Origin of the sequence: Ruegeria sp. HU-ET01832 (genome assembly GCF_040371315.1) — a bacterium.
GTDB lineage: Bacteria > Pseudomonadota > Alphaproteobacteria > Rhodobacterales > Rhodobacteraceae > Ruegeria > Ruegeria lacuscaerulensis_A.
The window spans coordinates 1-21,335 of the sequence record NZ_BAABWL010000011.1; the positions used below are offsets into that span (position 1 = coordinate 1).

21 protein-coding genes are annotated in these 21,335 nt (G+C 55.0%); 10 read left to right on the forward strand and 11 right to left on the reverse strand.

Annotation, left to right across the window (positions count from 1 at the left end):
- Together ABWV79_RS21320 and ABWV79_RS21325 are read left to right on the forward strand one after the other, a co-directional pair.
- A partial coding sequence (locus tag ABWV79_RS21320; protein ID WP_353394733.1) for a hypothetical protein occupies positions 1-230 on the forward strand: 230 nt, incomplete at its 5' end.
- 170 nt (positions 231-400) lie between these two features.
- Entirely contained in the window at positions 401-1,444 is a 1,044-nt protein-coding gene (locus ABWV79_RS21325; RefSeq protein ID WP_353394735.1) for a formylglycine-generating enzyme family protein, read from the forward strand.
- A 582-nt stretch (positions 1,445-2,026) separates the two neighbouring features.
- On the opposite strand, the gene ABWV79_RS21330 is transcribed toward ABWV79_RS21325, so the two are convergent.
- Positions 2,027-2,938 (reverse strand): LysR family transcriptional regulator, encoded by a 912-nt coding sequence (locus tag ABWV79_RS21330; protein ID WP_353394824.1) that lies wholly within the window; start codon positions 2,936-2,938, stop codon positions 2,027-2,029.
- 113 nt (positions 2,939-3,051) lie between these two features.
- Here ABWV79_RS21330 and ABWV79_RS21335 point away from each other — a divergent pair, with 113 nt between their 5' ends.
- The 5 genes from ABWV79_RS21335 to ABWV79_RS21355 all read left to right on the forward strand — a co-directional run bounded on the left by ABWV79_RS21335 (position 3,052) and on the right by ABWV79_RS21355 (position 6,953).
- On the forward strand, positions 3,052-3,828 hold the full coding sequence (locus tag ABWV79_RS21335) for a CmcJ/NvfI family oxidoreductase (protein WP_353394737.1): 777 nt from the start codon (positions 3,052-3,054) through the stop codon (positions 3,826-3,828).
- Positions 3,829-3,841: 13 nt separating this feature from the next.
- Positions 3,842-4,807, forward strand: a complete 966-nt coding sequence (locus tag ABWV79_RS21340; protein ID WP_353394739.1) for an LLM class oxidoreductase — start codon at positions 3,842-3,844, stop codon at positions 4,805-4,807.
- 12 nt (positions 4,808-4,819) lie between these two features.
- Positions 4,820-5,608, forward strand: a complete 789-nt coding sequence (locus ABWV79_RS21345; RefSeq protein WP_353394741.1) for an SDR family NAD(P)-dependent oxidoreductase — start codon at positions 4,820-4,822, stop codon at positions 5,606-5,608.
- A 92-nt stretch (positions 5,609-5,700) separates the two neighbouring features.
- On the forward strand, positions 5,701-6,546 hold the full coding sequence (locus ABWV79_RS21350) for an enoyl-CoA hydratase/isomerase family protein (protein ID WP_353394743.1): 846 nt from the start codon (positions 5,701-5,703) through the stop codon (positions 6,544-6,546).
- A gap of 170 nt (positions 6,547-6,716) precedes the next feature.
- Positions 6,717-6,953, forward strand: a complete 237-nt coding sequence (locus ABWV79_RS21355; protein WP_353394745.1) for an MDR/zinc-dependent alcohol dehydrogenase-like family protein — start codon at positions 6,717-6,719, stop codon at positions 6,951-6,953.
- Positions 6,954-6,958: 5 nt separating this feature from the next.
- On the opposite strand, the gene ABWV79_RS21360 is transcribed toward ABWV79_RS21355, so the two are convergent.
- The 4 genes from ABWV79_RS21360 to ABWV79_RS21375 form a co-directional block, all read right to left on the reverse strand.
- Positions 6,959-7,738, reverse strand: coding sequence for an IclR family transcriptional regulator (locus ABWV79_RS21360; RefSeq protein ID WP_353394747.1), 780 nt, complete (start codon positions 7,736-7,738; stop codon positions 6,959-6,961).
- 11 nt (positions 7,739-7,749) lie between these two features.
- Entirely contained in the window at positions 7,750-9,108 is a 1,359-nt protein-coding gene (locus ABWV79_RS21365; protein WP_170356766.1) for a TRAP transporter large permease, read from the reverse strand.
- The gene (locus ABWV79_RS21370; RefSeq protein WP_170356764.1) at positions 9,108-9,773 is read right to left on the reverse strand and encodes a TRAP transporter small permease; all 666 of its coding nucleotides are present in this window, start codon (positions 9,771-9,773) and stop codon (positions 9,108-9,110) included. The genes ABWV79_RS21365 and ABWV79_RS21370 overlap by 1 nt, the downstream gene beginning before the upstream one ends.
- Positions 9,774-9,840: 67 nt before the next feature.
- Positions 9,841-11,079 carry a TRAP transporter substrate-binding protein gene (locus tag ABWV79_RS21375; protein ID WP_170356762.1) on the reverse strand — a complete coding sequence of 413 codons (1,239 nt, stop codon included), beginning with the start codon at positions 11,077-11,079 and terminating at the stop codon, positions 9,841-9,843.
- Between the two features lie 108 nt (positions 11,080-11,187).
- Between ABWV79_RS21375 and ABWV79_RS21380 the strand changes: the two genes are divergently transcribed.
- Positions 11,188-12,783 (forward strand): GMC family oxidoreductase, encoded by a 1,596-nt coding sequence (locus ABWV79_RS21380; protein WP_353394750.1) that lies wholly within the window; start codon positions 11,188-11,190, stop codon positions 12,781-12,783.
- Positions 12,784-13,447: 664 nt separating this feature from the next.
- Here the strand turns inward: ABWV79_RS21380 and ABWV79_RS21385 are convergent.
- The 4 genes from ABWV79_RS21385 to ABWV79_RS21400 all read right to left on the reverse strand — a co-directional run bounded on the left by ABWV79_RS21385 (position 13,448) and on the right by ABWV79_RS21400 (position 17,869).
- Positions 13,448-14,575: a hypothetical protein gene (locus ABWV79_RS21385; RefSeq protein WP_353394753.1), complete on the reverse strand. Its 1,128-nt coding sequence runs from the start codon at positions 14,573-14,575 to the stop codon at positions 13,448-13,450.
- A gap of 235 nt (positions 14,576-14,810) precedes the next feature.
- A complete protein-coding gene (locus ABWV79_RS21390) occupies positions 14,811-15,974 on the reverse strand; it encodes a lytic murein transglycosylase (protein WP_353394755.1) in 1,164 nt (387 codons plus the stop codon).
- A 12-nt stretch (positions 15,975-15,986) separates the two neighbouring features.
- A complete protein-coding gene (cbiB, locus tag ABWV79_RS21395) occupies positions 15,987-16,907 on the reverse strand; it encodes an adenosylcobinamide-phosphate synthase CbiB (RefSeq protein ID WP_353394757.1) in 921 nt (306 codons plus the stop codon).
- Positions 16,904-17,869 carry a threonine-phosphate decarboxylase gene (locus tag ABWV79_RS21400; RefSeq protein ID WP_353394759.1) on the reverse strand — a complete coding sequence of 322 codons (966 nt, stop codon included), beginning with the start codon at positions 17,867-17,869 and terminating at the stop codon, positions 16,904-16,906. The genes cbiB and ABWV79_RS21400 overlap by 4 nt, the downstream gene beginning before the upstream one ends.
- Positions 17,870-18,050: 181 nt before the next feature.
- Here ABWV79_RS21400 and ABWV79_RS21405 point away from each other — a divergent pair, with 181 nt between their 5' ends.
- Complete coding sequence (locus ABWV79_RS21405; RefSeq protein ID WP_353394761.1) at positions 18,051-18,413, forward strand: response regulator transcription factor; 363 nt, start codon at positions 18,051-18,053, stop codon at positions 18,411-18,413.
- Here the strand turns inward: ABWV79_RS21405 and ABWV79_RS21410 are convergent.
- Positions 18,395-19,384 (reverse strand): glutathione S-transferase family protein, encoded by a 990-nt coding sequence (locus ABWV79_RS21410; RefSeq protein ID WP_353394763.1) that lies wholly within the window; start codon positions 19,382-19,384, stop codon positions 18,395-18,397. The two genes, ABWV79_RS21405 and ABWV79_RS21410, sit on opposite strands and share 19 nt — an antisense overlap.
- 212 nt (positions 19,385-19,596) lie before the next feature.
- Between ABWV79_RS21410 and ABWV79_RS21415 the strand changes: the two genes are divergently transcribed.
- Positions 19,597-19,950: a hypothetical protein gene (locus ABWV79_RS21415; RefSeq protein WP_170756079.1), complete on the forward strand. Its 354-nt coding sequence runs from the start codon at positions 19,597-19,599 to the stop codon at positions 19,948-19,950.
- Between the two features lie 143 nt (positions 19,951-20,093).
- On the opposite strand, the gene ABWV79_RS21420 is transcribed toward ABWV79_RS21415, so the two are convergent.
- Positions 20,094-21,266, reverse strand: coding sequence for a MalY/PatB family protein (locus tag ABWV79_RS21420; RefSeq protein WP_353394765.1), 1,173 nt, complete (start codon positions 21,264-21,266; stop codon positions 20,094-20,096).
- Positions 21,267-21,335: the final 69 nt, after the last annotated feature.

The window sequence follows — 21,335 nt, forward strand, 5'->3', positions numbered from 1 at the left end:
ATACTCTCAGTCAGAAAACAATAGCTTACACGCCGCCTTCGGGCGGCGTTTCTATTTATACAAAAACAACTGGAAGCACTGTGGAAGTAAAAAGGGCGAACCCGCACTGTGGTGAACGCGCAACACTACCTCACGCCGTGTCTCAAGATTCTCCACTAAATTTGAAACGCGCGGGAAAAGCCTGCGACCTTTGCTCATTCAATAAGAAGAATCACAATCCAAGAATATAAATGAAATCCCAAATTGTGATCTCTCTTAAGTTGACGGATTGTTCGTCTCTCGTTAACAGTTTCACTATTGATAAAATTTTTGTGAGTCTTGCCAGTTCGTTGATGTTTAACCAGCGAATTGAAATTGAACGAGTATTTTTGGCTGAGACTCATAGTGTTGAGTGGCGAAAATGCTTAAATGGTCTAATCCTCTTTTTGGGGCGTTCCCCGGTACAACTGGTCAAGAAACTCTATACTCTTTAGGGTTGTGGCGGAAAATACTACCTTTCGCTGTGCTACTGACACGCCCGACAGAGGCTATTCCCGCGGAATATCAGCTGGCGGACGGCACGACTGTTGCGCCGCTTGAGATGTTCCAGGAATGCGACGTCTGTCCCGAAATGATCGCGTTGCCGCTTGGCGAGTTCATGATGGGAGGGCCGCAGGGGGAATCTCGGAGAACTACTTATTTCGCTGATGGGAAAACGCGTACAGCTACACCGGAAGCGCCGTATATAGCAAAGCATGAGGGTCCGGTTCACCGCGTGGAAATCGACATTCCGATTGCAATGGGGCGAAACGAAGTAACCTACGATCAATGGATGGCGTGTGTCCAAGACGGGGGATGTAGCGGGTTCGTTCCGAAAAACTGTATTCCCCAGCTCGATGGTTCCTGTGTGTCATTGACTGGAAGCTTTCCGGTTATCTACGTCTCGTTTGATGATGCAATAAACTATACGAATTGGCTTAATCAAAAGGTTGGGACTAAGGTTTATCGGCTGCCCACTGAAGCCGAATGGGACTACGCCGCGCGGGCAGGAACTCAGACCCCCTTTGCCCAAGGTGAAGAGGTTTCTGCTGATCAAGCAAACTTTAGCGGTTCTGCGACCGAAAAGATGTTGGGAGTAGATCGTCCTGATCTGGTCTCACGTCGACTACCTGTACAGGTTGATCAGCTTCATGCAGCGAACGCTTGGGGTCTGAGGCATATGTCAGGAAATGTTGCGGAATTGACGATGTCTTGTTGGTCAAAGCGATACGAAGGGTGGCCGACTTCCAGCCTTTACTTTCAAAAAGCTAATTCGACTGTGTGCGAATTCAACGTCACTCGTGGCGGAGCCTACAGGCGTGCAATAGATTTCGCGCGCACCGCCTCTCGAGGGCGTGCCATATACGGAAGTCGGGCAAGATACGTTGGGTTTCGCGTGCTCAGAGAATTTAAAACTCGCGGCTAAAATTTGGAGATAAAATATGGCTTGTTTTCATGGTGATAGAGAAGTCACGTGCACCTTTACTGGTCACGTTGAGAAATACAGAGCCAAATTCGAGGACACAGTTGCTGTAAGTATCTTTAGCATGTCGTTTGGCGGATGCCAGTTCTTCACGAAAGTCTTCTGGGATAGGGGTGCTTGGGTCCGGTTTTCGAGCGAAAGCGCTGGACGAATTAGTCGCGAATCTGAGCAACGATTTAGTAGGTAAAGCGCGCTCACGATGCAATCTGGTAACTCCTTCGCGTCGCGCGACGTTGGAATGCTTGGGTCGATACTTCGAGATGCTTCAGCGCAAACGCGAGCGGCGTTTGTTATCGGTTCGCCTGTCGAAGTAACGTACCGTGCAAACGCCTGACGGCACAAGTCGTCATTCGGGTCATTCGCGGCTGTCAGAATCGCTCGAACCGAGACCGACCTTTCGCCGCAACCTGACTGAACCCTGCAGTTGCGGGACAAACCAGACTTTTGCGATTGGACAAGGCATGTCCCCTCAACGCCCGTCTCCGAGATTGGAGACAGGAATTATGACAGCCCGATTGACCTAAATTACACTTGTGTTTCCCAAGGAGGCTTTGCGCCAATCTCTGCAACCAAAAAGTCCATGAACACCCGCACTTTTGGGGATAGTACGTTGGACTTGGGATAGATCAGCCACAAAACACTGTCTTCGCTGACTTCAAAGTTTGGAAGAACACGCACCAAACGGCCTGACATCAGTTGTTCATGCACGCTCCATCTAGCATTTAAGGAAATACCGGCCCCCGCTAATGTGGCGCGGACTTGGCTTTGACCGTCATCGATAGTTAATTGGCCTTTGGCTGATGCGGGATCAAAAAAGGCGTTTTCGCCTGCTGGCCCTGTCAGTGGCCGAGGTTGGAGGTTTTGGAAAGCGATCAGACGGTGGCTTGTCAAATCGGCTGGTGTATCGGGAACGCCATGCGTATCGAGGTACTGCGGTGCAGCACATAGAATGCGCTGGTCATCAGCCAGTTTGCGACCCTTCAGACTGGTGTCGACAAGTGGCGCGTTCCTAAGGGCTAGATCATAGCTTCCTTCGATCAGGTCGAACTGCACATCCGACAGGCGCAGATCGAGCATGAGATCAGGGTGCTGTTCAAGAAACTTAGGCAGGATTGGCGCGATGTAGAGCTGTGCGAAACTGCTTGGCGCCGTAAAACGCAAAGTGCCCTTGATCGTTGCCATTTGCCTACCCAATGCAGCAAATGCCGCCTCTTCCTGCGCAATGATCTCACGTGCGAAAGGCAGGAAATTCGCTCCTTCCACCGACAACGAAACTTTGCGAGTCGTGCGGTGCAAAAGCTCAATACCGAGGTTCTGCTCCAACTTGGCAAGCCTTGCGCTGGAGACCGCTGGGGCCATGCCCAGGTCACGCCCCGCCGCGCTGATGTTAAGCATGTCTGCTGCCCTAATAAACAATCGAAGAGCGTCTGTGTCCAAGCCCATTATATTCATTTTCCGAATTATAAATACATTATTGGGCAGTTTATCTGCAATTTGATCGAGGTTAAATCTCTTTCACAGATACAGTAAAGCTTAGGCACGAGGCGCAAATGACACGGACGGCCACGGTTAACTACCATGTTCACAAATCCTACCGGCAAGCCTTTGAGCTTGATGCTGGCGGGATCGCTGGCAACCTGATTTGCCCTGAACTGCTCGCGACATCTGTCGTGCTAGCAGACAACCGCACAACGACCTCGTCGGTTTCATTTGCGTGCGATGCCGTTGAAATCATGCCGCTCGAAACGCAGGTCCGAGACTTTGCAGGCGGCAGCTGGGAGTCGATTTACGATGCGGAGCTCAAGGCCATGCTGCAGGACAGGTTGGGTGCGAGAGACGTCGTGGTTTTTGATCACACTGTTCGGGTGGACGATCCTGAAGCAATACGTAAACCGGCGCGCAATGTTCATAGCGACTACAGCAAGGACGGAGCCGAACAGCGGCTTGTCGACTTGCTGGGCGCCGAGGCCGCAACGGAGTGGGCGCAAGGTCATTTTGCCTTTGTCAATGTATGGCGTCCGATAGAGCATCCGATCAATTCAGCACCACTTGGGTTCGTTCGCCCCTCTTCAATTGACCCGTCGGACTGGATTTTATTGGACCTGATCTATCCCGACCGCACGGGACAAATCATGGGGCTGGTGGGCAACCCCAAACATGAGTGGATCTATCAATCCAAGATGACGCCGAATGAGGTCGCGGTCTTCAACATCTATGACAATCAAGGCCGGGCTTCGGTTGCTCATAGCGCCCTCGACATGGTCGAAGATCCAAACATCAATACCGTTCGCAAAAGCATCGAAAGCCGTACTTTGGTGCGCTATTAGGGGAGGGGCAGACATGTTGGATGAAACGCAGCTGTCTGGGTTTGAGCAAATAAATTTGGCCTACAACCAAGTGTTCCGTCCCGGACGACTGAGCATTGGCCTTGTGCTGCCTCTCGAAGCTTATGCCGTCGGCGCAGAGCCGACTCTACGGGAGCACCTAGAAGCGGCTCAGAAAGCCGAGGAACTTAGGTTTGCGGCACTTTGGCTACGGGACGTGCCCTTTAATGTTCCAAGCTTCGGTGACCCCGGGCAAGTTTTCGATCCATTTGTCTATTTGGGAGCTTTGGCAACGGCGACGGATCGGATTGCGCTTGGAACGTCCAGTGTGATCCTGCCATTGCGTCACCCCGCTCATGTCGCCAAGGCAGCAGCGACAGCAGATGTGCTCTCGGGCGGGCGGTTGCTTTTGGGTATCGCTTCCGGTGATCGGCCCGAGGAGTACCCGGCGATGAACCAGGGCTTTGAGGACCGGGGGGCACGGTTCCGCGATAGTTTTGGGTACATCCGCGCGGTTGGATCGGCTTACCCCACGCATGAAAATGCACAGGGCAAACTGAATGGCGGGATTGATCTTTTGCCAAAGCCGCATGGAACGCGCCTGCCGATGCTCATTACGGGTGGTAGCCAACAAACACCTGATTGGGTAGCGCAGAACGGAGATGGTTGGATGACATATCCGCGCAATGCTGCGGCTCAGGGTCAAGTCATCACGGATTTCCGCAGGCGTGTGAAGGCGGCAGGTCAACCGGACAAGCCGGTCATGCAATCGCTCTATGTCGATGTTGTTGCCGACCCTGCTGCACCTCCGCGCCCAATCCATCTTGGGTTTCAGTCTGGAACTGATTTCCTACGCAACTATCTGCGCGAGATTGAAACGCTCGGGGTCAATCACGTCGCGCTGAACCTAAGGTTCAATCAAGCGCCTATCGATACAACCCTCGAACATCTGGCGGACACTGTGCTGCCTGACTTTTCCTGAAGGATCAGACTGATGACCAAAACTATTCTCATCACGGGTTCAACCGACGGCATTGGCCTGCTGACAGCTACGAGGCTGGCTGCTGATGGGCACAAAGTGCTCCTCCATGGACGCAACGCATCAAAACTGGAGAGCGCTGCTGCCGCGGTCGGAGGCGATGTCGAAACCTATGCCGCTGATCTCAGCAATCTCTCCGCGGTTCGAAAACTCGCCGAAAGCGTACGGGCCAGACATGACAAACTGGATGTGTTGATCAACAATGCAGGTGTGTTGAAAGCCCCGCAAACCGTGTTGGAAAATGGCCAGGACATTCGCTTTGTGGTGAACACGCTTGCACCGTATCTTCTGACCAAACTGCTGCTGCCGGTCATTCCTGCCGACGGGCGTATCGTGAACCTGTCATCTGCGGCACAGGCCCCGGTGAACATCCGGGCCATGCAGGGCAATGTGCAACTGGCGGATATGGAAGCCTACGCCCAGAGCAAGTTGGCGATCACCATCTGGACCCGCGAATGGACCAAATCGCTGTCCAATGCACCTGTGATGGTTGCCGTAAATCCCGGATCACTTTTGGCCTCAAAGATGGTGAAAGAAGGCTTTGGTCTGGCTGGCAACGATATGAACATTGGCGCTGATATCTTGATTGACGCAGCCTTGGGTGTGCGGTTTGCTGACGCGTCAGGAGCCTATTTCGACAATGACAGTGGGGCCTTCGCTGACCCCCATGCCGCAGCGCTCGACGAGAACCACGCTACCGACGTCATGAACATTATTGCAGATTTGATCAGCCATACGAGCTGACCATCCGGGCGCTAAAACGCCACGAACTTCCACCTTTAACATTCCCTTACCCCTCGCGCGTGCCGCGTCGAGGCCCAAGAAAGGACGGCCTGATGAAATACGAGAACTTTCAAACCTTTGACGTAAATGTTGAAAACGGCATTGCCACGGTTACCTTCAACTTTGGCTCCGTGAACGTTCAGGGCCAGGAAATGCTGGCCGACCTAAATAGTCTGGCCATGCGGCTAGAGCGGGACCGTGACACCAAGGTCGTGATCTTTCAGTCGGCCAATCCGGAAATCTGGGTCTGCCACTACGATACTGAGTTATTGAAGGACATGTCGACCGAAGCTGTTTCTCGCGAGGACGCTCAGCTTTTGGACCTGCAATCAGTTTGCGAGCGGATCAGCAAGGTGCCACAGGCGACCATCGCAAAACTGGAAGGGTTTGCGCGCGGTGGCGGGCACGAATTGGCCTTGGCGTTGGATATGCGATTTGCGGCGCGGGGAAAATACAAGTTCATGCAGATGGAGGTCGGGATGGGCATCCTTCCCTGCGGCGGTGGCGCCTCGCGCATGGCCCGTCAAACCGGCCTTGGCAAAGCGCTTGAGATCATTCTGAGTGCACAAGACTACGACGCAGATGATGCCGAGCGTTTGGGCACTATCAACAAGGCTTTGGAAGCGGATGAAATCGGCCCGTATGTGACCGCGCTGGCCGAACGGATCGCACAATTCCCTGCTGAGTCGATCAATGCCTGTAAACAGATGGTCTACGAGTCCATCGACAAGCCCATCGATGAGGCGCTGAAGGCCGAAGCCTATTGGCTGTATCAGGCGACCAGCAAAACTCCGGCCGTAAAACGCTTCATGATCGCGGATGAACAAGGTTTGGAGCACGACATCGAGAACCAGCGCAAATGGGGCGATCTGGTGATGCAGGTGCAAGACATCAACTGACCACCCACAAGACAATGATCTGGTCAGGCGTGCGCGGTTTCCACGTGGGCCTGACGCCATTTCGCAAAAGCAAAACCTCAACGAAAGCTATGGTTGTCAACTCGTAAGGACCAGATGCGCTATTCGGGCTTCCCGAAATACCAGACCCGGTCGTTGCGATTGGCGACGGTGTGAAAGGTTTTGCCGTAGGTGGTGAGGTTTACGGGCGTGCAGGTGGTTTGATGGACTTACCGGGTTCATTGGCAGAGAATTTTAAGGCAGATGTTCGTCTGGTTGCACACAAACCCAAGACGCTAAGTATGCGGGAAGCCGCCGCGCTGCCTCTCGTCGGCATCGCCGCCTACGACGGGCTGACCCGACGCGGCGAATTATACTGCGCAGACAGTCTGGCTCTTCAAGCGGCTTGAAAAGATCAGTCCGTTAACATCTCCGAGAGCTCACCTGCGCCTTTTTGCAGGATGTTCAGAAAGGACAGCAGGCTGTTGACGTTGTGACGTTGGGTTGGAGCATGTACCGAAAGTGTGCCTACCAATCTGGCTTGTCCATCACGAATGGGCACAGCGATGGCCGTCATTCCGGCCATGAATTCCTCATCATCCGCCGCGTAACCATTCTCAGCGACTCTACGGATTTCCTCGCGTAGTGCTTTAGGGTTCGTCAGGGATCGTTCGGTTTGCGGTTGTAAATTGCCAGCAGAGAGAAACCCATCCAACGTCTTCTGTCGCAGAGTAGACAGGTACATCTTGCCGCTAGCTGTGCAATGGAAGGGCACCTGGGTACCGATCGGCAATTGGATGCGAAGCGGCCATTTCGTTTCAACCCGGTCGAGGTAGATCATTCCTTCCCGGTCTGGGATGGCTAAGTTACACGTCTCACCGACGTCTTCAGCGACGCTGCGCAAGATAGCCAAACGCGCAGTACGAAGGTGTTCGGAAGACATGGTATTGACCGAAAGCAACCGCAGCCGGTACCCAGGGCCATACGAGCGACCATCTATATCTCGCTGCAGGAAACCTTCGGCCTCTGCGGTTTGCAACAAACGGTGGATTGTGGGCTTCGCCAGTCCCAATGTCTCGATCAGGTCTGCTGGTTTGACGGCGACCCCACGCCGCGCCACCTCCTCGAGGATAAGAAGAAGGCGCAGGTTGGTCGGGATCTGAGTTTCTTTGTCTTGTGTTTCCGTCTCAGGCATCCCGCAACATTCTAGTTATTTGGCAGCAGTATCAAGGCCAGATCGGGCACCAGAGACACCAAAATCCACACCGATAGCAGCGCCGCCAGATACGGCACCGTGTAGCGCAGCAACCGGAAATACGGCACGCCGGTCACGCCGGAGGCGACGTAGAGATTCAAGCCGTATGGCGGGGTGATAAAGCCAATGGACGCGCCAACAAGAAAGATCACCGAGAAGTGGATCGGATCAACGCCGACCGAGGCCGCAATCGGCGCAAGGATCGGGGCCAGAATGATCGTGACTGGCAAGCTTTCCAGCACCATGCCCGAGAAAAACACGATCACCATCGAGGTGAACAAAACCGCGTGGTAGCCGCCCATTGAGGTTACAAAGCTCCCAATGGTTTCTTGCGCACCCAAAAGGGACAGAATCTGCTGCATCACTACGGAAATCGCAATCAACGGCGCAAGGATACCGGTGATCTGAGCTGACCGGATCACAATTGACGGGATCTCCGGGATCGTGAAACCTTCGACCACGAACATCTCGGCGTAGCTTTTTTCGGTCGGTGAAACGTTGCTGCGCGCGCCCATTAGGCGGTTGATCGGATAGCTGACCAAGCCTGCGATCACGCAAAAACCGACTGTCACACCGGCCGCTTCGGTGGGTGAGAATTTACCGGTGTAGATGCCCCACAGAACCAAACCAATGGCAAAGAAGCCAAGCCAAGCACCGAACGCGGTTTTCAACACTCGGTTCAATTGCAGCGGGATCAGATGCCCCCAGCCATTCATGCGGCAGATGATCCAGCAGGCGAACTGCATCCCTATGACCATCAGCGCACCAGGAATTATGCCGGCCACAAACAGCTCAGATATCGGCAGGTTCATCAAGAATCCGTAGACGATAAAGATAATAGACGGAGGAATGATGATCCCTACAGTTCCACCCGCAGCTGCGGTGGCAGCGCTGAAGCGTTCATCATAGCCACCTTTAACCATCTCAGGGTGCAGCATCGACCCGATGGTTGCTGTTGTTGCCGAGTTGGACCCCGAAATTGCCGCGAACAGCCCGCAGGCCCCCAACGAGGCCATTGCCAAGCCACCGCGTATCCAGCCCAGACAGGCATAGGCAAAATCGCTGAGGCGCCGCGCAATACCTGATTTGTTGATCAGGTCTCCAGTCAGGATGAACAATGGCATCGCCAGCAGGGCAAATCCTTTGTTGAAAACGTTCAGCAGTTCGGCGCCCATATTGTCCAGTGTCAGACCGAGGACAAAGGAACAGCCGATGACCCAATAGCCGATCACCAACAGAACTGGCACGCCCAGCATGAATAGAAACGTAACCCCAAGCGAGATCAGTGTGACCATAGTTCCGTCTGTCATCAGTCTGCTCCGATCACGGCCTGCTGAATCAGCGGCTTGCCTGTTGTCCAGTTATGCAGATCGTCGGCGAGGTTCTGAAATACGCGTCCGACCATCAGAAAGAAAGACAGCGGCGCGGCCAGAAGAAACCACCACTGCATGACATTGTCAGTACCCAGTACGATCTGGAAATTAGATGCAGAAAGCGCCACCAGCCGGGTCGTGGTGACGATGACGATCATCGCGAAAATATACCACAGAACCGCATCAAGGATGAGGCAAGCCAGCTGACCTGCCCTCGGCATCGCAGTGCGGAATTCGCTAAAGCTCAAGTGCGTACGCAGGCGTACGTTGTAAGATGCTCCGAACCAAGCCATGACCATAAACAAAAGTGGCGGAATGGTCGTTGACCATGGCTCTTGATCATTAAACACAAAGCGGTCGATCACACCCCAGAAAATGATTAGCGCAATGGTAAGATACGAATAGACCATCACGGATCGTTCGAGATGGCGCTCTATAAAGGGCACCTTTCGATAGACCAGCATGACCAGAAGCCCGCCAAATGCAGAAACCACTGCACCCAGAACCCAAGCAGCGTCAGATTCCAGAGCGGATTGAATCTCGAACGAATCCTGGCTGAGAAAGGCGCTGAAGATCGCGCCTATGTCTGCCCATAACGACATGTACCCCGTCCTCCCAGTCGGTGTGTTTTTGGAACCGGCCCGATTGGGGCCAGTTCACATCAGCTTATCAGGCTTGGCCCATCCACCAACGGCGCGGTTCGACGTTTTCTGGCAGTGTGTCAGCCGGAATTTCACGCGCGATATCGTAAATTTCCTGATACGTATCGATGCCGCCAGCCCATTTGTTCAGACGTTCACGCCACTGTGCCCAAGGCTCAGGGTTATAGTTCGGGGCGCACATCTCTTCGGCCAGTTTGATCTGATCGTCGGGCAGGAAAGCGGGACGCACGCCGTTTTCGGCAAAGATCGTGTTGGGCAGTTGCGGGTCCGAGAATCCCACGGTGTTCAGCAGCGCCGCCTCATTCGCGCCCTGAATCAAAGCCTGTGTGAAATACGAGGATTCCATCACCGCGTCCTGCAACTCGCCGCTGAGACCGTCGAAGACCTTGGCTGACATCGAGGTATGCTCGGTGCCACAGAAGAACTTCAGGTTCACCGACTGCGAAACCACTGGTGCCATATTGGCGTAAGCCACGGCCGAAGCCCAGGTTTCGGCCCCGTCGATCAGACCGGTTTTCAGGGCGTCCAGTGTTTCTTCCCACGCGACCGGTACCGGGTTCAGGTTCAGCAGCTGCATCGCTATCCGACCCAGCTGCGTGCCTGTCACGCGGTTCTTGGTGCCGAACAGCTCTTCCAGTTTGGTCACTGTAGGCTTGTCGGCAAACGACGAGCCCATTTGCAGGCCACGCAACTCACAATGGGTAAACAGAAACTTCAACCCATGCCGTTTCTCCAGGGGGTCGCGGAGAATGCGCTGGCTCGCAGGGCTGTAGAAGAAATGGTACTGCGCCGCACGGCTTGGGAACATATAGGCGTAGTCCAGTACGTTCAGATAAGGCGCGCCACCAGCCGAGTTCTGAGTCGAAGCGGCGTAGATATCGACGATTCCCTGCTGGGTTTTTTCAACACAGCTGAGCTGACCACAGATCTGGTTGTCGCCGATGAACTCGATCCGAATCTCACCGTCTGTGCGTTCTTCCAGATCGCGCGCGAACTCGATGGCCCCGGCACGTTCGATCAGAAGGTTGCGGGTGTTGAAGCCCGAAGCACCGAATTTCAGGGTGTGTTTAGGCTCTTTCGAAAAACGCTTTTCATAAGTTGATTCTGCGGCTTGAGCCAGATTCGCCAGACTCATCGCCCCCCCGAACCCACCTGCTGCCAGCAACGTGGAACTCATTCCATAACGGCCAGCCACGCGGAAGAAATCCCGCCGCGAAATCCCACTTAGTTTTTTACCGATCTCCATTGCTTACCTCCCTGATTGCAATTAATGAGACGTTTTGTATCAAAAAATGCTAGTGTAATTCTTGCATCTTGCATAGAGTTTTTTCAACGGCACGAGGAGGAGGCAGTCATGGAAGTGGATTATGCGGTTGTGGGCGCTGGGTCTTCTGGCTGCGTCATTGCCAACCGGCTCAGCGCCAATCCTAACACGACTGTTGCACTGCTCGAGGCTGGTGGCCGCGATACCAACCCGTGGATTCACATCCCTGTCGGTTATTTCAAAACCATGCATAACCCCTCGGTCGACTGGTGCTATCGCACCGAACCTGACCCAGGGCTGAACGGGCGATCCATCGATTGGCCGCGCGGCAAGGTGCTGGGCGGTTCGTCTTCACTGAACGGGTTGCTCTATGTCCGCGGACAGAAAGAGGACTACGACCGCTGGCGACAAATGGGCAATGAAGGCTGGGGTTGGGACGATGTCCTGCCCCTGTTCAAGCGCTGCGAGGATCAGGAGCGGGGTGAAGATGAATTTCATGGCGTTGGCGGGCCTTTGTCCGTGTCCAATATGCGTATTCAACGCCCGATCTGCGACGCATGGGTGGCCGCAGCGCAGGCGGCAGGATATCCGTTCAACCCGGACTACAATGGTGCAGAACAAGAGGGGGTGGGGTACTTCCAACTGACCACCCGCAATGGCCGCCGGTGCAGCGCTGCCGTTGCCTATTTGAAACCCATCCGGGATCGACAAAACCTGAACATCATCACGAACGCTCTGGTCACGCGCGTGGTTCTGGAAGGGAAAAAGGCTACCGGTTTGGTCTACCGAGATCGTTCCGGCGCTGAGAAGAACCTGACAGTCCGACGCGAAATCATCCTGTCCGGCGGGGCCATAAACTCACCACAAATCCTGATGCTTTCAGGAATCGGGGACCCAGAACACCTAAAGGAAAATGGCATCGAGCCGCTGCACGCCTTACCAGGTGTCGGCAAAGGGCTACAGGACCACTTGCAGGCCCGGCTAGTATTCAAATGCAATGAGCCGACGCTGAATGATGAAGTCCGCAGCCTGTTCAATAAGACGCGCATCGCCCTGAAATACGCGCTGTTCCGTGCAGGCCCTATGACCATGGCCGCCAGCCTTGCTACCGGATTCATGAAAACCCGCCCGGATGTAGAGACGCCCGACATTCAATTCCACGTTCAACCCTGGTCCGCCGACAGCCCCGGCGAGGGCGTACATCCGTTTTCAGCCTTCACCATGTCGGTTTGCCAGCTGCGCCCGGAAAGCCGGGGAGAGCTACGTTTGGACGGCCCGGATCCGTCTAAACACCTAAAAATAATACCGAACTATCTGTCCACTGAAACGGATTGCCGTACCATTGTCGACGGAGTGAACATCGCGCGCGAAATAGCCAAGCACAATCCCTTGGCCTCGAAGATTTCAGAGGAGTTTCGGCCAACAGCTCAGCTGAGTTGCGACGACTATGAAGGCACGCTGGAGTGGGTGAGATCAAACACCGCATCAATCTATCATCCCACTGGCACTTGCGCGATGGGAAGCACCGAAGCATCGGTCGTAGATGCAAAACTAAAAGTACACGGAATAGCGAACTTGCGAGTGGCCGACTGCTCGATCATGCCGGAAATCGTGAGTGGTAACACCAATGCGCCAGCCATCATGATCGGCGAAAGGGCCAGCGATTTGATAGGAGCGGATGCCTGAAGCAACAATTAAGGGTAAGGTACTTGATCCCTCGGTTTGATTGTCTGCTCTTCTCTCTGGAAAAGAAAGAAGACCAACGTTGGGTCTCAAGACATCTACTTCAGCAGCATCTTCTTGGGATGGGATTCAACTGGTCAACGTGATCCAAAAAAGTCAATTCATGCTTGCCCCCAGTTTCATCAATTCGCCAAATTGGCAGACAGCGAAGAGCTGTCAGTCTTGTACGGGGATTCCATCAATTCTGCCACAACGGCAGCTTCGCGTGATTTAGGGCAGTTTGTTTCGTATGCAGCATCGGTGTTTTGGGCTCTTTCCCACCATCCGCTGCGTTCTGCCACAAGGTCCGCGTTGCGGTATCAGACAGCCACTGGCTTTCGCATATGACGAGGAACAACTCGTTGCCAATCGAGATCTTCAAACAGCGCTTCAAGTGTAGAATTTGAAGTTTCCGGATGGCGAGATCATGAGAGCACTTGGATCAATGAGATGAGGTTTGAATCCGGATCACCGGGCAAGGTAATCTTGAGTTTGTTACTACGCAGAACGATGTCGAAAGGGGCGTCAGGCTCGACCGGATTCTCTTGAACGACGATCTTGGAAAATACCCTTTCCTCCCGGACATCGGTTGTCATACGTCCTGCGCGCTGAACGCCACCTGGCCAACTTAAAAGCGGCGTGGTCCGGCGAGCTTTTTTTTTCTTGATTTCAATGCATAGCCAAAATATTTCCAAGGGTGGCGCCTCGCATGGTCGCGCTGCTTGCAAGCGACGTCTCTTTCGTGCTCCAACTCACTAATTTTTGCTGTGTAACTATTATTGTCACGCATATTAGCTATGAACTGAACCAATGTTCTGGTTAGTTGCTCCACGGACTTTTCAGTCCACAGGTTCACTTCGCTTTCCGGATATTCTTCAAAACGTTCACTGAATATCCCATAGGTTCCATTCACCCTTAGTCTTTCGTTAAGTTTTTGGTTACTTTCTTTGTATGGGCTGTAAAATGCTTCGGCGTCACGCCTGCAAGGTAAATACTTTTTGTCTTCCTCGGTAAGATCCAGGAGAATTTGTTTTGTTGACGATGGAAGACCCATTTCATTCATAATGTGACCCAGAAACGTCCTACTCTTACCCATAGATGCATTTAGCAAGGGATGATCTATCATGCCCTCCGGTTCAATCGACAAAGTCTTCAAAAAGTCCAACCAGATGTCTGAACCTTCTAATTGGTCCCTCTCGAAAGGACGGACAATTATGTTTTCTTCTCCAAATACATCTGCCCACATTCCAATTCGTTGATTGTAATCAAGATAAAAATCCAACACATTGCTTCGCATAGGCAACGGAGTCGGTCTGTAACCATAAAGTTGCTCCTCCGCCAATCGATCTGGTTTTGCTCCTTCTTGATAATGTGAAACGGCATGAGCGTCCTGGCGCCTAAGGTATGTCAAAATCGTGACTTTATTAAAGAACGGGTTAATCCTCTGAGCCAGCCTATTGATGCTGTCTTCTGCGAAAAAAAACGAAAAATTCTCAGACGATGCTATGACACGGTCCATGTCATGATTCGTAAGATTTTGAACTAGATCATCGATTTTATAAACACGAAAGCCCTTTGGAATAAGCTTCTGATACTCGACCGGTCCAAGTGACTGGTGAACATTGTTGTGGTCACCCGTTGTTGCAAAATGAACGTTTTTTTTTGACAATTGCTCTCGATAGAGAGCCAATGCTCGTTGAATTGTAGTTGTACCCGTTTTGTGGGCACCAATGTGCAAAACCAGCTCCTCTTTCATTTCATTTCCTTTTCACAAATTTTTTAATCTTCCGTGTCTTGGAGCCGATGCTGACTGGCATTTACTTATTCCTCAAAGTTGCAGCAACTGGATCACTGTAAAAGATATCCGTGGAAATACCTTGTGGGCGCCATAAAGCTGCGACTGCCGGGTGAAAAAACATAGCTCGCAAGTAGTACTTTTTTGACCCAACGTTAACTTCATTCAGAGTTATTGCGGCCAATTATTTGAGTATTTACAACCGTCCCAACAACGCGACTGTTGGCCACGCATCCGCGGGCAATCCCAGCCGCACCTGCTCGGCCTGCACAGCCGCCCGTGTTCCGGCCCCTAGAATCCCGTCGATCTTGCCCACATCATGGCCGCGGGCCTGAAGTTTGCTCTGTAGTTGCTTCATTTGCGCGCCCGAAAGGCCCTGCGCCGGGTTGCCTGCATCATAAATCTGCGCGCCCTCCAACCGCGTGCCGAAATAGGCGGCGGTCAGGACGTAGGTAAAGCTCTGGTTCCACTCGAAATAGACGTCGAAATTCGGATAGGCCAGAAAGGCAGGCCCTTTATGCCCCTGCGGTAGGATCAGCGAGGCGGGCAGGTTGGACAGCGACCCGCTGCGGGCCTGAACGCCCATCGCCTGCCACTCGGACACAGGGCGCGGCTTGCCAGGGCCGGACAGGGACCAGTCCATTCGCTCGGGTACCGTAACTTCTTGCAGCCATGGCTGACCCGGCTGCCAGCCAAAGCTCGACAGCATTTTTGCGCCCGACATCAGCGCATCCGGGGCCGAGGTTTTCAGTGAGACCTTACCGTCCCCATCCCCGTCCACACCGTTTTCCAGAATGTCGCGGGGCAGCATCTGGACCATGCCGATTTCTCCGGCCCAGGCCCCGGTGGTACGGGCGGGGTCGAAATTGCCCTGCTCGTACAATTCGATAGCGGCGAAGATTTGAGGGCGAAACAGTTCGGGACGGCGGCAATCATGGGCCAGCGTGACCAGCGCGTTGCGGGTGTTGAAATCGCCCTGAAACGCGCCGTAATCGGTTTCGAACGCCCAGAAGGCCAGCAGTACGCCGCGCGAGATGCCGTATTCGCGCTCGATCCGGTCAAAAACCGCGTCATATTTGCGCGACATTGCCCGCCCGCGATCAATCCGGTTTTGCGAAATCAGGCGGCGCGAGAATTCAATGAACGGTTTCTGAAACACGCCCTGCGCGCGGTCGGCTTTAAGCACTGCATTGTCCTGTTGCACACCTTTGAAGAAGGCGTTGACGGTGGCGCGGTCATAGCCTTGCTGCGCGGCCTCGGATTTCAGATCCTTGACGAAACTATTGAACCCTCCGCCACATTGGGCAAAGGCGGGCGAGGTCAGCAGGGCGGTGGCCAAAAGGCCAGAAAGCAAGCGCATGAAACGGGTCCGTTACAGAATAAAGCTGAACCCAACCCACACCGACACGAGGCCAAGCGCAAGCCCCCAAACCCGCCAGAGCATGTCACATGCGCGGAAAACTTCTGACGCGCCGATATCGCGGGGGGCGTCACCATTGACCCAGGCAAGATCGCGCAATTGCCCGTCATAACTGCGAGGCCCGGCTAGGGCCACGTTCAGAGCGCGGGCCATTGCGGCTTCGGGCCAGCCTGCATTGGGCGAGATATGGCGGTGCGCATCGGCGACCATCTCAGACCAGCGCGCCCATTGGCCTGATAGGGCTACGATCATCATGCAGGTCAGGCGGGCAGGGATCAGGTTCAGCAGGTCGTCCAGACGGGCGGCGGCCCAACCGAAGTCTCGGTATTTGTCGGTCCGGTAGCCGATCATGCTGTCGGCCGTGTTAACGGCTTTGTAGACCAGCAATCCGGGCAAACCGCCAATAAGAAACCAGAAGGCGGGCGCAATGACCCCGTCGCTCAGGTTCTCGGCCGCGCTTTCGATGGCGGATCGTGCCACCTGCGCCTGCGTCATGTCGCGCGTATCGCGTGAAACGATCATCGCGACCTGGGCGCGCCCCTCGGGCAGGGATACCCGCAATCCGTCTGCGACTGCGCGTACATGGGCCACCAGCGATTTTTGCGCTAGCAGGATGGCGCAGGCGATGATCTGGACCACCGAACCCAGCAAGCTTAGCCCCCAACCGATCCCCAGCGCGCCTACGACCAGTAGAACGACCACACCTACGCCTTTCAAACGTCGCTGCGCCCCGTGGTTCAAGCGCTTGTCCAGCGCGCCGATCACGTTGCCGATCATGACCGCCGGGTGTTTGACGCGCGACCATAGCCAGTCTGGCTCACCTAAGGCGGCGTCCAGACATAGGGCGCAGACCAGCAGGAAGGCGGTGCTCACAGTGCGGCCTCTAGCCTGTCCCAGCCATCTGCAGGGGGCAGGCCGAACCGCAGGTAGGTTTGGGAATAGGGGAAGATGCGGCTCCAGACATGGGCGCGGGCCAGACGGGTTTGCCATTGGGCAGCGTCATCGACTTGATAGAGGCGGAACAGTGTGGTGCCGCCAGCAAGCCGCGCGCCCTTTGCGATCATATGCGCATCCAGCCGAGCGGTGTCCGTCGTCAGGCGCTGACGGGTGGAATTGGCCCAATCGGGATCGGTCAGGGCGCGCTGACCGACGCGAAGCGCCGGCCCAGACACTGCCCAAGGGCCGGTCAGGTCGTTCAGGCGGGCGATCAGCAGTGGATCACCGATTGCAAAGCCTAGACGCAGCCCGGCCAGCCCCCAGAACTTGCCGAAGCTTTTCAAAACGATCACGCCCGGTCGCGCGGCCAGGTGGATCAGTGACACCTCTGGAGTGACGTCACAAAAGCTCTCGTCAATTATGGTCAGCGGGGCATTCACGTCTGACTCGTCCCAATAGCGACCATCTGGATTGTTGGGGTGGACGATGACGCGGGCCTGGGCCGGTCCACCAGATTGGACTTTCCAGCCCTGCGCGGAAAAGGCTGCGGCATGTTCATTGTAAGTGGGCATGGTGATCTGAACGCGGCCTGCCGGCGCAAGTGCGGGGATACGGGCGATCAGGGCCGATGCGCCGGGCGAGGGCAAAATAGCCGCGTCTACCGGGACTGACCAGAAGTTTCGGGCGGCTAGTGACAGCTGTTCGAATGCGCCGTGATCTGGAAGGGCGGTCCAATCTTCATGGGACAGCGCGGCTATGGGGTACGGATGAGGATTGATTCCGGTCGAAAGGTCGATCCAGTTCCCGCGCGCGCCGCCATAGGCCGCAATCGCTGCATCCAACCCGCCGCCGTGGTCTCGCGCAGCCCGTGGGTTCAAGTTTTTGTCAGAGCTTGTCATCTAGGTCCCGCCGGAATCGCGTATTTCTGGCTGTTTCAAGCGGATTTTCGCCGTTTTTACAAGCGAATCCGCGCTGTCACGAAAAGCCGAAAACAGCGTTAACACTTTGTTAAGGAAATAACGTGATCACAAACCACAGGGATCGGCACTACTCACCACAACATGGGCCGAGGTTTTGCGTATGAATGTTTTGATTGTTGAGAGTAACCCCGATCTGGGTCGGGTCTGGCAAAGGCATCTTGAACGACAAGGTGCCGCGGTGACGTTGGTCACTGGTCAAGAGGCTGCAATTCTTGCGCTCTATGGGGCTGAGTTCGATATCATCGTGCTCGATTTGGTGTTAGAGGCGGGCAGCGCGCTGGCGGTCGCAGATTTTGCCAGTTATCGCCGCCCCGAGGCACGGGTGATTTTTGTCACCAATACCACCTTCTTTTCGGACGGGTCGGTCTTTGCCCACAGCCCTAACGCTTGCGCTTATGTGCAAAGCGCAACGCCGCCAGAGGATCTGGCGGCGATGGTCGAGCACTACGCAGCGGGTCGCTGACCGCGCCCATGAGGTTCCATGAAGTCCAGCACCGGGTTGGTCGGGATGATGCGATGCGGATTGATGCTTTCGTGGCTATAGTGATAGTGGCGCACGATGTGCTCCATGTTGACCGTGTGTGCGACGCCCGGCCATTGGTATAGCTCGCGCGTGTAGGCCCACAGGTTCGGATAGTCGATCAGTCGCCGCCGGTTGCATTTGAAATGCAGATGATAGACCGGGTCGAACCGGATCAGAGTGGTAAACAGGCGCCAATCGGCCTCGGTGACGCGGTCACCCATCAGATAGCGGCTCTGAGACAGGCGCTGTTCGAGCCAGTCCAGAGTATCAAATAGCGGTCCCACCGCACTGTCATAAGCGGTTTGGCTGGTGGCGAAACCGGACTTGTAGACCCCGTTATTGACGTCGGAATAGATGCGAGCGTTGACCTCCTCGATGTCGTCGCGCATCGCCTCGGGCCAATAGTCATCGGTGTTTCCGGTGATGCCATCAAACGCCGAATTGAACATGCGGATGATTTCCGAGCTTTCATTGGAAACGATAGTCTCTTGCCGTTTGTCCCAAAGGATTGGCACAGTTACACGGCCGGAATAGGACGGATCCGCCTTGGTATAGACCTGATGGGCATAATCCAGCCCGTAAAGATCGTCTCCGGTCGCGCCGTTGTCATCCGTCTCGAAGGTCCAACCTTTATCCAGCATATCCGGATGAACGACCGAAACCGAGATCAGGTCGTTTAGCCCCTTGAGTTCGCGGAAGATGAGCGTTCGATGCGCCCAGGGGCACGCGTGGCTCACATAGAGGTGATAGCGCCCCGGTTCCGCATTGAACCCACCCTTGCCCGAAGGGCCGGGCGTGCCGTCGGCGGTTAGCCAGTTGCGGAACTGCGCGGCGCTTCGTTTGAACGCGCCACCTGTGGATTTGGTGTCATACCACGTGTCATGCCACTTGCCATCGACCAACAGGCCCATCTGTATTCCTCCGCTTAGCGATTTTTCGAAAGATAGGCGCTTGAGCGCGGTGTTCCTATGCGAGCAGGCGCGCAATTTGCCTGCGTTTGCGCACAGACCATGGCGCGTGTGCCCGCAACACTGTGATGAAGACTGGATTTAAAGTAACCGGTTTCACTAGATTTTTACGATTGAGAGCGCACAATAGTACTCACTGCCGGGGGAGTTTTTTGATGAGTACCTATGTTTCCAAGGAAATAAGCGCTGAACTGGACGCGGCTCGAATCGCGGGCCTGAAGAGGACGAGCCGTCTTCGTGTGGAATTTGGCGACAATACCTTCAAAATTTTAAGATTGTGGAAGGATGGCTTCACGGTTGAGGCTGAAACCACTCCGCAACTGCGTGGTCTGGTCGATATCTATGACGGCGCGCGCCATTTGTACCAATGCCTGATCATCGCGGATGACGCGCAGGCGGGTGAAATGCGTTATGACTTCAAACGCAGCACCGCCGCAGCCGACAAGGCGCCGCTGGATTTCTACCGCGCGCCGGATGCGCCGATCGCGCTGTTGGGGCACGAGGACTAGGGGCGGATTTTTCGATCAGGAAGTGGTCGATCTGTGCGGTTTCGGGAACCATTCCGGCGCGGGCGGACGTGGCCCGTATCGGTGCTACCCAACCCATGCTGCGCTGATCAGGCACAGCATAAGAGTTATCTTTAACGCCTGCCTCACTGCAAATCGGCAAACGCTTGTTTCAAGCGGGCACAGGCGTCCTCCACTCGGCTGCGTTGGGTGGCCAGGTTGAACCGCTCAAAGGTTTCTCCGCCCGCGCCGAAGCCGGGGCCCGATGTGGTGGCGATTTTGGCATCCTGACGCAGGCGGCGAATGAATTCGGGATGGTCCATTCCGGTGCCCGAGAAATCAACCCAAGCCAGATAGGTCGCCTGCAGGGGCATAGACCAAAGGCCGGGGATTTCCGCAATCGTTGCATCAAACAGACGGCGGTTGCTGTCCAGATGTACGATCTGCTCGTCGACCCATGCGGCACCCTCGGGGGTGTAGGCGGCCGTGATCATCGCCACGCCAAGCGCACTGGGGTCGTAGTCCAGCGTCTGGATGCGGTTGCGCATGGCCGCGCGCAATTTGGGATCTGGGATGATCATGTTGCCAGTGCGCTGACCGGCGATGTTGAACGTTTTGGAAGGCGCCGTCAGTGTCACGGTCCAGGGCCGCGCATCCGGGGCGGCCACGTCCATCGGCACAAACGTTTGGCCGGGATAGACCAGGTCATGATGAATTTCATCCGACACCAGAACCAGCCCATTCCGTTCGGCAAAAGCTGCAACGGCGCGCAGCTCATCTGGTGTCCAGACCCGCCCCGACGGGTTCTGAGGCGAACACCACAATAGCATCTTTTCTGATCCGTCCAGCCGCGATTGCGCATCGTCCAGATCCACCCCGTAGCTGTCGCCATCGCGCGCCAACGGGCACTCTACCACCCTGCGGCCGGATTTGTTCACCTTGTGCGCAAACTCATGGTAAACGGGCGAAAAGATGACAACTCCGTCGCCCGGTTCGGTCCAAACGTCCAGACATAGGGCGATCGCGTTCCCCAACCCCTGTGAAGTCAGAACCCAATCGGTGTCGATGTCCCATCCATGACGGTTTTTCATCCACCACTGGACCGAACTCAGATAGTCCGGGTGCATCCAAGAATAGCCAAAAACCCCATGGTCCGCAGCTTGCCGCACGACATCGACAACACATGGCGCCGTAGGATAATCGGAATCGGCCGTCCACATGGCCAGCCCGTCATCCGGTGAAACGCCGTACAGGCGCTCCATCTTATCCCATTTAGAACTTTTGGTGCCCCGGCGGTCGATCAAGTCGTTGAACGTCATGTTGTCTCCATCTGTCGGACGGAAAGCTAGTCACAATCGTGGCGGGTGCAAGGGGGGCGTTGCGGCGGG